The organism is Leptospira yanagawae serovar Saopaulo str. Sao Paulo = ATCC 700523, from assembly GCF_000332475.2.
In the GTDB taxonomy this organism is placed as follows: Bacteria; Spirochaetota; Leptospiria; order Leptospirales; family Leptospiraceae; genus Leptospira_A; species Leptospira_A yanagawae.
Genome location: NZ_AOGX02000015.1, coordinates 1,148,501 through 1,160,653 on the forward strand (window position 1 = coordinate 1,148,501; position 12,153 = coordinate 1,160,653).

The window sequence follows — 12,153 nt, forward strand, 5'->3', positions numbered from 1 at the left end:
CTACGATAAAATCCTCGTTTTAAAGGTAGGATTTGGCACGGTAAACAAAATACCCAACCCATTCTTTGAGCGCAAAGGTTGTGGTATCAAGGTATCCTGCGGATGGTACATACAATTCAAATGCACCAGAATCCATTTGAAAAGAGCGGTAATCTGTGGGGAAAAGTTTTACTTCTAAATTTTGTTTTTGAAAACAACCAGCTGCACGTTTCATATGAAAGGCAGATGTGACAAGGATATAGGATTGGAATTTTTTTTCTTGGATAATTTTATTCGTTTCCACTGCATTTTCGTAAGTGTTTCGGGATTTGTTTTCTAAAATAATATCGGTTTCTTTCACTCCAAGATCAATTAACAACGATTTGGCTAAATTAGCTTCTCGGAATTCATCGGATAACAACAATCCGGACCCACCTGTAAAGAGGATTTTTTTTACCTTTCCTGCATGATACAACCGAATGGCATCTGTGATGCGATCGGCAGAGTCGGTTAGTTCAGGCCTTGCTTTTACGGAAGAAATGGTTTGGATCATGCCGCCAAGTACAATTGCTACGTCGGCTTTTGGTGCCTCTTCTATGGAGATGGGAGGGAAATCTTTTTCTAAACCAGAAACAAGTGCATTGGCGACAAAAGAACTAGAGGAAAGGTATAAAAAGAAACAGAGTAAAAAAAAGAGAAACTTTGTTTTCCCAGATTTGATGCGAAACAAAAGAAAAAAACAAAGTAAAAAAAATACGGGTAAGGGATAAAGAAAAATGGTAAGGACTTTAGAAAGGATAAAGAATAAGGAATCCATAAAGAAAGGATTCGAAATGCACTCGAATTTTACCAGTCCAAATCGGGGCCTAGTACTCCCATACCACTCCCCCAGTATTGGGAAGGGTGTGGGTAACGGACGGAGATCCCTAGTGGCGATCGTGAAAACTTCCAATCACGCGCAATTTGTTTTCGTTTGTTCATTTGTTCTTCTGGGATACTTGTGTCCAGAGCAACTAGAGATTGTTTGGTGAGATCCACCCATTCTTTAATTGCGGCTGGATTCTGTTTTTTTAAATCTTGGATGAGGATACGAAGTTCAAATTCAGCATCCTCTCGTAAGTCCCTAGCAATTTCGGAAATTTCAGCATTGGAACCAAAAACGGTTTCGTTTCCCTCCGTACGATCGACAGCATCTCTCCATTTCGCATAGGCAATGAACAGATTTTTTGTTTCCTCGAAGCGATACATGGTGGGCTTCTCAGTTTGTCGCCAATTTCGAAAAAGGCAATCGAAAAATCTTTCCTTTCATCTTGCGACTCAGTTTCGTCTAAAACTTGTGAAATCCAAACTGACATTCTCTACACTTATCTTTTTTCTTTTCTTGGCATTCGCTCTTTTGGCAAATGCCCAAACAAAAAAAACACACCATATGGAATCAGGGTTTCGAAATCCCAATCCTCAGTTTCAAAAAAAAGGATTTTGGAGTGTGTTTGTTTGGCAGTGGGATCGATTTTTTTTACCACACAGTTTGGATGCTAAATCCTATCCCGAATTCCCTGTTGTGCATAACGATGGGAAAGCATTACAAACAAATGCAAACAAACTTTCAGTGACTTGGGTTGGGCATGCAACGACACTCGTACAAATTGATGGAGTGAATATTTTAACCGATCCCATTTGGAGTGAGAGGTGTTCCCCTCTAAGTTTTGCTGGGCCAAAACGTTATACACCGCCAGGCATATCCATTGAAAACCTTCCCAAAATTGATGTGATCATTTTATCACATAACCATTATGACCACACAGATCTTCCCTCACTAAAACAATTGGAAGAAAAATTCCATCCTCTGGTTTTAACCGGACTTGGTAACAAAAAGTTGTTGTTAGGTGAAGGCATACAGAATGTTAAAGAAATGGATTGGTGGGACGAAGTAAAGATTGGGTCTTTGCAATTGACCTTCACTCCCACACAACATTTTAGTGGTAGAGGACTTTTTGACCGAGATGAGACCCTATGGGGAAGTTTCATGATTTCAGGGAAACAGGAAACTGTTTATTTTGCGGGTGACACTGGGTATTACAGTCATTTTAAAGAGATTGCAAGTCGTTTTCCAAACATTGATGTTGCCATTTTGCCCATAGGTGCGACAGAACCTCGTTGGCTGATGGAACCTGTGCACGTGGATCCTAAGGAAGCGGTTCGTTCGTTTCAGGATCTTAAGGCAAAATTTTTGGTTCCGATGCATTACATGACATTTGTTTTATCGGATGAACCTCTCGATTCTCCTGTGCCCCGCACAAAAGAGGCTATGAAAGAATCAGGTATCTCCGAATCTGCCCTGATTCCCTTAAAAATTGGAGAAACACGCTTTTTTTAGTTCCATGTGATTTCTCTTTCGGGTATGCTGTCCTAAAAAAAATAGGATGGTGAGCACGTTGAAGAAGCTTCTCACATTGATGGTTTTCCTAGTATGTTTGTCTGTGACAACTGCTGGGTTATTTGCCGAAGAACCAACTCCGGTTCCAACTGAAACTACAACACAAGAGGAAACAGGTCATTCCTCTCATGGAGAATCCGTTCACGAAGAACTCCCGTATTGGACGGTTTTGCCTTTCGTAGCAATTCTCCTTTCGATTGCGATTTTACCTGTTGCCTCTCACAAAACAGCACATTGGTGGGAAGACAATAACAACAAACTCATTTTAGCAGTGGGACTTGGAGCCATCTCCTTTGTTGTTTTGATCGTGTATGGGTATAGCCATAATATTGTTCACACAGTTTTCTTTGATTACATTCCTTTTATCATCTTACTTGGTTCCTTATTTTACATCTCCGGTGGGATTGTGATCAAAGGGGATATCAAAGCAACTCCACTCAACAACACCTTGTATTTGTTGATTGGTGCAAGTCTCGCATCTTTTATTGGAACGACAGGGGCATCCATGTTACTCATTCGTCCTTTGTTAAAAACAAATAGCGAACGAAAACATGTTGTGCATACAGTTGTGTTTTTTATCTTCCTTGTTTCCAATATTGGTGGATCGTTAACTCCACTTGGTGATCCTCCTTTGTTTTTAGGTTACCTCAAAGGGGTTCCTTTTACTTGGACTTTTAAGTTATTGCCTGAGATGTTGGTGGCACTTGTAATTTTACTCACAGTATACTTTGTTTGGGATACGATTGCATATAAAAAGGAAACCAAAAAAGACTTAGCTCGTGATACTAAACTTGCGACACCTTTTTCCATCAGTGGACAAGTGAATTTCATTTGGTTGTTAGGTGTGATTTTATCGGTTGCATTCCTAAACAGTAACTACATCCCACAAATCAACGAAACACCTTCCCTTGGATTTATCCGAGAAGCAGTTCTCATTGTTCTCATTGGTCTATCTAAGTTCACATCCAAAGAAGAACACAGAAAGTTTAATAATTTTACTCTCCACCCCATCCAAGAAGTGGCATACCTCTTCATTGGAATTTTCATCACAATGATCCCAGCCCTCGTACTTCTGGAAACACATGGCAAGGAATTGGGAATCACAGAAAGATGGCAGTTCTATTGGGCAACCGGTGTATTCTCTTCGGTGCTTGATAATGCTCCCACTTATTTAACGTTTGGATCTTTGGCTTCGGGTCTCCTCACACCAGTCGGATCTGCACCTCTCACACTTGGCCAGTTCATTGGCAATGGCCAAGCAGAAGAGATCTTAAAGGCAATTTCAGTGGGTGCCGTGTTTATGGGAGCCAATACCTACATTGGGAATGCTCCCAACTTTATGGTGAAGTCAGTGGCAGAAGAAAACAAAGTGAAGATGCCTTCCTTTGGTGGGTATTTAGCATATTCAATGGGAATTTTGGTTCCTGTTTTTATCCTCATCACGTTTATTTTCTTCGTCTAAGTTCTAAGATATCCGGGGATCTTTCCCCGGATTCAATCCTTTCATGATTCTGCATTTATCCCAATTAGATTCCTTATCACGGTCTGGTTCATTTTCTCACCTTACGAATCATAAAGATTCTTTACAGAAAGAAAGAGAGGAACTTGAATCAATTCTCAAAACTTCGAAAGAAAAACTCATTTACGGGATCCATACAGGCTTTGGCCCACATGCCTTCACGTCGAATGAAGAATTGGATTTGATCCAAAAGTCATTAATTTACCACCTAACAGTGGAACCTGTTCTTTCCAAAGAGGGAATTCCACATTCCAATTTGACACATGAAGAAGCTAGGGTTGTACTTTCGGCTCGAATTTACAGTTTATCACTTGGTGGTTCAGGGATTCGGTATGAAACCTTAGAACTGTTAAACCAATTATTAGAATTGGATTGTATCCCCATTCTCCCTGAAAAAGGTTCTTTGTCTGCTTCGGGTGATTTGATCCCACTCAGTTACATTCCTTTGGCATTACTCGGTGAGTCTGGTTTTACTGGCAAAGGGAAAGAATTAGGCCCTACAAAACTCAATGGAAAGTCTTCAAAAATACCGGGCCTTCCTTGGACACCCCATCCTAAAGAAGCCATTTCCCTGACCAATGGGACAAGTTTTACCACAGCCCTTCTTGGTTACCAAGTGGTGACGTTTCGTAACTTTTTTTTGCAATCCGTTGAACTATTACAGTACCTTTTCCATTACCATTCTGTTTTCCCTGATGCCTTCCATCCTTCATACCACAACCACAAACAATTCTCTGGGCCAAAACTGATTGCAAAATTTCTCCATCCCATCGTATCTAAAAATCCAAAACTGAAAGTGGAAGGAAAACGAATCCAAGACATTTACTCTATTCGTTGTATCCCTCAAATATTAGGTGCTGTTTGGGATGAAATGGAATCGATTGGAAGCGTCGTAGAACAAGAATTAAATTCTTTATCCGACAATCCCGTTCTCATCCCACTGGAAGGAGATCATGAATTTCGTTTCCGATTTGCAGAAGGTGGTGGTTTTTATGCTTCCCAGGTAAGTTTTGCGGCAGACCGATTGCAGAATGCAATGGCTGTGTGGTGCACTTGGGTGGACCGATTTTTAAACTATTTGTTTGATCCCAAAGAAAACGATGAATTCCCTTTGATGTTGTCTGCAAAACCAGGAACATTTGCTGGATTATCTGGTTTAGGTCTCATGTCAGCTCACCTAACGGCGGAAGTACGAAGGGATAGTATGCCAGGTTCCATGCAATCGATTCCTACCAATGGAAATAACCAAGATATAGTGCCTATGGGAGCCATATCGGTTTTACGAAATCGTCGGACAATGACAAGTGTAACAAAACTCTTGGCGATAGTTTCCTATGCGGTGTACCAAACTTCCTTATTTGCAAAACGGAAAGAATTGGTGCCAGATTCCGAATTGTTTCGTGGGCTGAAAACAATGGATGTGGATAGAAGTCTGGATTTTGAAATCCAGACACTCATTGATAGAATTTCTAATTCTACTTCTTCTCTTGTAACGACTCCAATCGATTGAGTCCCATCCCTAAAGCCAAACCGAACACAAGGGCTGCGAGAGGGATTTGCGCTTCTGAAAAATCTTTTGGTAAGATATTTTTTGCAGTCGCTATTTGGATGTCTCGTTTCACTTCCCCAGACCGACCAACAACTGTTTGACCATTCGCATAATCTTTAAACGGCCAAAGGATAAAAAAGGAACCCAAAATAAGACCAAGTAAAAATGTCATTGTATGTGATTTGTATTTCACAAATAACCATTTTACGATATGAGTAAAAATCAATAACCCAAGCAAACAACCAATTCCAAACGCAGCTAAAAATAAAATGGAACTTGGCTCTAAGATGGTCGAAAGTTTCCCAATCACGATTTGGTATTCACCTAACACAAGCATGATATAAGATCCAGAAATCCCGGGTAAGATCATCGCAGAAATGGCAATCACACCAGTTACAAATGCAAAAATTGGATTTTCAGAACCGGTATTTTCTCCCATAAAAAAACTTGGAACGATGGTTAACAAAATTCCTGGGATTAAAAATAACCAAACCGCAAAACTATGTTTTTCGATGAGTTTGTAAGGAACTACTAACGAAGGTATGATGAGACCAATGAATAGAGCAAGTGTGGCTTCAGGATGGTTTTGTAATAAAAATTGGATGAGTTTCGCACCAGAGATCACGGAAAGTAAAAGGCCGATCCCAAGGAATACCAAAAACCAAAAATCAATTCGTTTCATTTCCTTGGCAAAACTGGTTCTCACTTCTTCTTTCCAAAATCCAACAAGTAAGGAAAGGGAAACTTTTATGGTTTCTAAATTTAAGGAAGTGATGGCAGTGATGAGTCTGTCATAGAGTCCAAGGATGAGAGCAAAGGTTCCCCCTGAAACACCTGGGATAAGGTTTGCGATTCCAATGAGAAACCCGTTGAGAATGCAAAATAGAATTTCTTTTTTTGTTAGAGGCATAACGGAAAGGTTGGATTCCTCTAAACTTTAGGCAAGGTTTTTTCGTGAGGTCCAAACCCACACAATTCCATAGAAGAGAAGGGAAATCAAAAAGAGAATGGTAAAAGTTAACATTTTTCCGATCTCTAATTGCACCAAAAGAATGTGTAAGCCGAGGACCATTCCATTGAGTAAGGAAAAAACAAATAGGGACCCAACTTTTCCTACTTTAGTCTCTGTTAACCTTTGGTAGAGGTGTTCCCGATGTGCTTGGAATAAATGTTTTTTCTGGAAGAATCGTTTGGTTAAAATGGTGATGCCATCAATCCAAAAGAAAGGAAAAAGATAAAAATAATCAAGGACATCCCAACGAACAACTTGCCCTTTGTTTGATCCTTCCGTTAAGGGATTGTAAAGCAATGGAAGGAACAAAACAAAAAATCCAAGGGCCAAGGATCCACTATCACCCATAAATAATTTTGCTTTTGGGAAATTATAAAAGATAAAACCAAACATTGATAAAAACAGAATTGAATACAAAATGTATCCAAGTGTCGGATGAGAATAAAAAGGGAGATCACAGAGTCTCACAGAAAAAAAGCAGATCACAAAGGTAGTAACAAGATACCAGTCCATACCGTCCATAAAGTTTACCAAATTGATCCCAAAGACAAGAAATACCGTGAGGAAAAGAATTAGTAAATATGTAGGAATTTCCGTGAGTGTAATAAAACCGATATTAGGCGAGATTCCCCATAAGCAGAACATTACAATTCCTAATTCTAAAATGAGTCGTAGTTTTGGAGATAGGTGGATTAAATCATCTATAAATCCTAAAATGGAAAAGACGAAAACACCAGCTAACAGTATATAAATGTTTGAAACATGATTTGTCAACGTTCCTACATTTGGAAAACCAAAACCAAACACACCTGTCAGATAAAGTAGGGTCGAAACCAAAAAAATAGGGATAAAAAACATCCCTCCGGATTTTTTTGTGACAGTATCGTGCAAACTCCTTTCGTTTGGCACATCTTTCACTCCGAACCGAGAATGTACATAAATCGAGTGCAAAAAAAGGCTTATAAGGCCCAGAATGAGGAAGGAAATGGGAAAAAAAGCAGGCATTTTCGCAAAGTTTCAGAGAACGGGGACTTTTGGCAGTTTTTTATTGCAAAAATCAGTCCCTCCTCGATGTTTAATTTATGTTTCAGGGCGTCTACACCGCGGTCATCACCCCTTTCCGCCAGGGGAAAATCGATTATGATAGTTATTTTAAAATCCTAGAAAACCAGATTCGTTCTGGTGTTGCTGGTGTCGTCCCTTGTGGGACAACGGGGGAATCTCCCACTTTATCCTACGAAGAACATAAGGAACTCATCCAAAAAACCGTCCAGGTGGTGGCTGGGAAAATCCAAGTGATCGCAGGCACTGGTTCCAATTCTACCAAAGAGGCAATTGAGCTCACGGAGTCGGCTTGTGCGGACGGAGTGGACGGAATCCTTTCTGTGAATCCATATTACAACAAACCAACCCAGGAAGGGATGTTCCAACATTTCACAGCAATTGCGAATGTGTCTTCCAAACCAGTGATGTTGTACAATATCCCTGGCCGAACGAATGTCAATTTATTACCTGAGACTGTCAGTCGTTTGGCGGCACATCCTAAAATTGCGGCGATCAAAGAAGCGACAGGAGATCTTGGACAGATGGCAAAGGTAATTGCCCAATGCCCTTCCGATTTTGATTTATTATCTGGTGATGACAACCTAACACTACCTGTACTTTCAATTGGTGGTAAAGGTGTTGTATCTGTAGTTTCCAATTTATTCCCACGGGCTTGTGTGGATATGGTATCTTTGTATTTACGTGGTGATTTAGAGGCTTCTAAAAAAATCTATTACAAACTTCTTCCTGTGTTTGTGAATGCTTTCATTGAAACAAATCCTATTCCCATTAAAGCTGCAATGAGTTGGTTTGGATACTGTGCAAATGAACTTCGTTTGCCGATGACTTCGTTATCAGAAGGACAATCCGCAGAATCTTTCAAAAAAATTGTATTCCAATTAAAAGAGGAAGGCATTGTCTAAAATCAAAGTAGGTGTGATTGGTGCTGGAGGCAGGATGGGGAAAGCCATTATCCAAGTGCTTTCCCTTTCCAAAAAATCAGAGTTAAGTGCAGCAGTTGTAAGAGTTGGTGCTATTTATGAAGGTTTTGATTCTGGTAACCATGCTGGTATCAAAGAAACTGGGATTCTATTATCTTCTGACTTACAGAAAGCGTGTGAAGATTCAGATGTATTAATTGATTTCAGTACACATACTGGATTTGAATCGATCCTAGGAGCCGCCTTACAAAACCATAAACCTTTGGTCATTGGAACAACTGGTCTTACTGACTCAGATAAAACATTAATCCAGTCCGCAGCACAAACGATTCCAATTGTTTTTTCACCAAACATGTCAGTGGGTGTGAACTTACTATTTAAACTCACTGAAATAGCTGCCAAAGTATTACACGAAGATTTTGATATCGAAGTTTTAGATATCCACCACCGTCACAAAAAAGATGCACCATCAGGAACAGCGATGTACCTCAAAGAAGTTTTGCTGAAGGCAAGTAATCGATCAGAAGAAAATGTGATTTATGGTCGTCACGGAATGTATCCTGAACGTGACCAAAAAGAAATCGCAATGCATACGATGCGAGCAGGCGAGGTTGTTGGCGAACATACAGTTTATTTTTTTAGTCCTGAGGAAAGGATTGAGATCACACATAGGGCACAAGACCGCAAAACTTTTGCTAGTGGTGCAGTAAAAGCCGCTGAATTTTTGCATGGCAAATCGAAAGGTTTGTACAATATGTTTGATGTTTTAGGAATATAAATTGGATTTTTTTCGAGGATTATACATCATACCATGGAGTAAAAACTATATCTCCATTAGTTTAGATGTACTCATCGTCGCTTTTTTAATTTATAAGACTTATACTACACTACGTAGAACACGGGGGATCCAATTACTTTTTGGAGTGGGGATCATCTGGATTTCCGGGAGTTTAGCAGAATACCTTGGTTTTGAACTTCTTGAATGGATCCTAACCAATATTCGTCCGGCCTTGGTCTTTGCCATCATCGTACTATTACAGCCCGAATTACGCCGGTTAACGGGTGATTTGGCGCGCATACGACTGCTACGTTTGTTTTTTTTGAAGCCAACCTTTGATTTGGATCCCATTGTGGAAGCCGTTCGTGCCATGTCCCAAGAAAAAATTGGCTCGATCATCGTACTTGTAAAAGACATTAGCCTCAAGGATATTTCTGAAAATGCGGTGCCAATGGATTCCATTGTCACATCTGAAATTTTGCAAACCATCTTTTTTAAAAATTCTCCTCTGCATGACGGAGCAGTCATCATCGAACAAAACCGAATTGTTTGCGCTGCCTCCTATTTGCCCATGAGTAGTTCCGTTGAAATATCAACGTTAGGCGCAAGGCATAGATCAGCACTTGGACTATCAGAAGAAACGGATTCTATTATCATCGTGACTTCGGAAGAAACGGGTGATATCACAATTTGTTACGAAGGAGAAATGATCCATCCAGTCAAACCTTTGGAGCTAAAGGCACTTGTGAGTGGTCTCATGTCTGGAAATAAAAAGGTTAAGGACGAATCCCAAAGAAAAGCCAAAGACAAAGATTCCGGAGTCATCATATGATTTTGAAGTTATTTGGAAAAATGGTTCGTAACTGGAAAGCAAAATTAATTTCTCTTATCATTGCCAGTATATTTTATGTAAACCTTCAAAACTCAAAAGTATTGATTAAAACAATCAACGTACCGATCGACTATCCAAAGTTATCTGGTAATTTGAGTTATGCAAAAAATCCTGAAAAAACTATCCCTATACGAGTGGAAGGTTTAAAGGATGTAGTGAACTATTATTCTCAATTTATGAAAGCGGTCATTGACCCTGAAGATGTCCAATTAGGTGTTACGGAAGTCCCAATTAAAAAAATTGTGGGTGTCCCAAGCGGAGTAAAGGTTACAAAATTAAAAAAAACCGTGCCAGTTGAAATTGAATCTAGAGGATTAAAAGTTGTCCCTTTGGAAGTAGTATTTGAAGGAAATCCACCACCAAACTTTGAAAAACTGACACAGATCCTAAGCCCACAAAAAATTACTCTCAGTGGTAAACCTCAAGATTTAGAAAAAATCAACAAGGTTGTGTTACCTGAAATTTCACTTGTTGATCGAAAGGAACCTTTCGCAAAAACAGTAAAAATCCCTGAACTACCCAAAGGAGTAGGAGTTCTTGGATCTAGGGATGTTACTGTGAATGTGAATATCATTCCACTTTCCTATAAAACGGGAGAACAAACAGCCGCAGGAATTCCCATTGTTTGTTCTGGATTGGATCCTAAACTCGATGTTGAATTGTCAGAAGAACAAGTTGCCATTCGTTATTTTTCGTTAAAACCCATTCGGTCTGCTCAAATCCTAACAGGCATTACCGCGCAAGTACCATGTAATTATATCTTTGACCCCATTAAAAATAAAATCATTCCGGAACTCCAACCACAAATAGCAAAGGTTAGGATCATAAAAAATAAGGATCTAAAGGGAATTGAAATCCTTCAAATTAGTCCTGAAAAAGTAGAAATTCGATACAAAGTAAAAGACCAAGGAATTGATTCCGATCCAACGGACGATGGAACCGGTATGGAAGGACCTGGACAGGATCCTTCCGATCGATCCTAATTCATTTCAAGACTGTTAAACTAATATCACTTTGATCCAAAGTTTGGATTGCTTCCATTTTTAAATGATTAAATTGTAAGTGTAATCGAAATGAATGGGTCATTTTAAAAACTCATAAATTTCTTTAAAACTTTCTTCTGGATTTTCCCACATAGGGTAGTGACCGATGTTTGGCCACCATATCAATTTTTTATTTTTGATCGGAAGTTTCTCAATTTCGTCGGCCAAATGGCTTCCACTCACTGGGTCTTCGCCTCCATTGATGAATAGTAGAGGGACATCTGTTTGGAGAAGTGCATTTTCCCATCGGTCACCGTGTAACCTTCTTTCTGCGATGTATTTTAGAAGTTTGTGCGGAATGAGAATTTTATTTGGGTAGGTGATCAGTTTCCACAAAACAGAAATTTCTTTTTCGGTAGGTTTTGTGTTTTTACCAAATACATCACTAAACGCGACACCAAATTTTTTTTCATCATAAAACTTTGCAAGGATTGCACCTAATAATGGTGTGGCGAGAAGTTTTTGTTTGAAAGTAGGTCGATGTAAATGTGGGAAGAGTCCCCCATTAAAAAATACAGCACCATCAATTTCATACTTTCGCTCATTACGTTCTAAATGCCTTGCTAAAATTTCTTGTCCAACACTCACAGCATAGTCATGGAACACAAACTTTACTCGTTTCAGTGCATTTTTTTCAATAAATGATTCAATGATATCGGTCTGTTCCATGAGCGTATACGCATGTTTGGTGGGTTTTGATGAATAACCAAACCCCAAAAAATCAATAGCGAACGTATTGAAATATCGTGTTAAACCATTAAATATTTTGGAGTAATCCCAGGAAGAAGTTGGGAACCCATGGAGTAAAATTAAGTTTTGTCCTCTTCCTTCTTGGATATAAAAGATTTGGAATTTTTTGTATTCAAAAAACTTTCCTGCGGCCAACCATTCTGTTGCGTTCTTTTTTGGGAAATTCAGATCTAACATATCCGACATAGGACAAAATTTTAGGAAGTGAG

The 12,153-nt window shown here is 39.4% G+C and carries 12 protein-coding genes; 7 read left to right on the top strand and 5 right to left on the bottom strand.

Annotation, left to right across the window (positions count from 1 at the left end; all coding sequences use genetic code 11):
* Positions 1-19 precede the first annotated feature (19 nt).
* Both LEP1GSC202_RS09175 and LEP1GSC202_RS09180 read right to left on the bottom strand, forming a co-directional pair.
* On the bottom strand, positions 20-796 hold the full coding sequence (locus LEP1GSC202_RS09175; RefSeq protein WP_015677078.1) for a YdcF family protein: 777 nt from the start codon (positions 794-796) through the stop codon (positions 20-22).
* A gap of 29 nt (positions 797-825) precedes the next feature.
* Complete coding sequence (locus LEP1GSC202_RS09180; RefSeq protein ID WP_015677522.1) at positions 826-1,227, bottom strand: hypothetical protein; 402 nt, start codon at positions 1,225-1,227, stop codon at positions 826-828.
* Between the two features lie 88 nt (positions 1,228-1,315).
* On the opposite strand from LEP1GSC202_RS09180, the gene LEP1GSC202_RS09185 reads away from it, so the two are divergent.
* From LEP1GSC202_RS09185 to LEP1GSC202_RS09195, 3 genes are read left to right on the top strand one after another with little or no spacing between them, the layout of a single operon-like run.
* The gene (locus LEP1GSC202_RS09185) at positions 1,316-2,356 is read left to right on the top strand and encodes an MBL fold metallo-hydrolase (protein WP_244147679.1); all 1,041 of its coding nucleotides are present in this window, start codon (positions 1,316-1,318) and stop codon (positions 2,354-2,356) included.
* Between the two features lie 58 nt (positions 2,357-2,414).
* Positions 2,415-3,878, top strand: a complete 1,464-nt coding sequence (locus LEP1GSC202_RS09190; protein ID WP_425256016.1) for a sodium:proton antiporter — start codon at positions 2,415-2,417, stop codon at positions 3,876-3,878.
* Between the two features lie 43 nt (positions 3,879-3,921).
* Positions 3,922-5,445, top strand: coding sequence for an aromatic amino acid ammonia-lyase (locus tag LEP1GSC202_RS09195; protein ID WP_015677398.1), 1,524 nt, complete (start codon positions 3,922-3,924; stop codon positions 5,443-5,445).
* On the opposite strand, the gene LEP1GSC202_RS09200 is transcribed toward LEP1GSC202_RS09195, so the two are convergent.
* Positions 5,411-6,394 (bottom strand): DUF368 domain-containing protein, encoded by a 984-nt coding sequence (locus LEP1GSC202_RS09200; protein WP_015676937.1) that lies wholly within the window; start codon positions 6,392-6,394, stop codon positions 5,411-5,413. The two genes, LEP1GSC202_RS09195 and LEP1GSC202_RS09200, sit on opposite strands and share 35 nt — an antisense overlap.
* 27 nt (positions 6,395-6,421) lie before the next feature.
* A complete protein-coding gene (locus tag LEP1GSC202_RS09205; RefSeq protein ID WP_015676750.1) occupies positions 6,422-7,501 on the bottom strand; it encodes an MraY family glycosyltransferase in 1,080 nt (359 codons plus the stop codon).
* Between the two features lie 77 nt (positions 7,502-7,578).
* Between LEP1GSC202_RS09205 and dapA the strand changes: the two genes are divergently transcribed.
* From dapA to LEP1GSC202_RS09225, 4 genes are read left to right on the top strand one after another with little or no spacing between them, the layout of a single operon-like run.
* Entirely contained in the window at positions 7,579-8,463 is an 885-nt protein-coding gene (gene dapA / locus LEP1GSC202_RS09210) for a 4-hydroxy-tetrahydrodipicolinate synthase (protein WP_015676519.1), read from the top strand.
* Complete coding sequence (dapB, locus tag LEP1GSC202_RS09215) at positions 8,456-9,259, top strand: 4-hydroxy-tetrahydrodipicolinate reductase (RefSeq protein WP_015677257.1); 804 nt, start codon at positions 8,456-8,458, stop codon at positions 9,257-9,259. Before dapA ends, dapB begins: the two co-directional genes overlap by 8 nt.
* Position 9,260: 1 nt before the next feature.
* The gene (cdaA, locus tag LEP1GSC202_RS09220; RefSeq protein ID WP_015676580.1) at positions 9,261-10,091 is read left to right on the top strand and encodes a diadenylate cyclase CdaA; all 831 of its coding nucleotides are present in this window, start codon (positions 9,261-9,263) and stop codon (positions 10,089-10,091) included.
* On the top strand, positions 10,088-11,134 hold the full coding sequence (locus LEP1GSC202_RS09225) for a CdaR family protein (RefSeq protein ID WP_015677153.1): 1,047 nt from the start codon (positions 10,088-10,090) through the stop codon (positions 11,132-11,134). The genes cdaA and LEP1GSC202_RS09225 overlap by 4 nt, the downstream gene beginning before the upstream one ends.
* Before the next feature lie 99 nt (positions 11,135-11,233).
* On the opposite strand, the gene LEP1GSC202_RS09230 is transcribed toward LEP1GSC202_RS09225, so the two are convergent.
* Positions 11,234-12,130: an alpha/beta fold hydrolase gene (locus tag LEP1GSC202_RS09230; RefSeq protein ID WP_015676848.1), complete on the bottom strand. Its 897-nt coding sequence runs from the start codon at positions 12,128-12,130 to the stop codon at positions 11,234-11,236.
* Positions 12,131-12,153 lie beyond the last annotated feature (23 nt).

Excerpts from the sequence above, each read along its gene's own strand:
- LEP1GSC202_RS09175 (WP_015677078.1), bottom strand. The coding sequence starts at position 796 with ATGGATTCCTTATTCTTTATCCTTTCTAAAGTCCTTACCATTTTTCTT.
- LEP1GSC202_RS09180 (WP_015677522.1), bottom strand. The coding sequence starts at position 1,227 with ATGTATCGCTTCGAGGAAACAAAAAATCTGTTCATTGCCTATGCGAAA.
- LEP1GSC202_RS09195 (WP_015677398.1), top strand. The coding sequence starts at position 3,922 with ATGATTCTGCATTTATCCCAATTAGATTCCTTATCACGGTCTGGTTCA.
- LEP1GSC202_RS09200 (WP_015676937.1), bottom strand. The coding sequence starts at position 6,394 with ATGCCTCTAACAAAAAAAGAAATTCTATTTTGCATTCTCAACGGGTTT.
- LEP1GSC202_RS09205 (WP_015676750.1), bottom strand. The coding sequence starts at position 7,501 with ATGCCTGCTTTTTTTCCCATTTCCTTCCTCATTCTGGGCCTTATAAGC.
- dapA (WP_015676519.1), top strand. The coding sequence starts at position 7,579 with ATGTTTCAGGGCGTCTACACCGCGGTCATCACCCCTTTCCGCCAGGGG.
- LEP1GSC202_RS09225 (WP_015677153.1), top strand. The coding sequence starts at position 10,088 with ATGATTTTGAAGTTATTTGGAAAAATGGTTCGTAACTGGAAAGCAAAA.
- LEP1GSC202_RS09230 (WP_015676848.1), bottom strand. The coding sequence starts at position 12,130 with ATGTCGGATATGTTAGATCTGAATTTCCCAAAAAAGAACGCAACAGAA.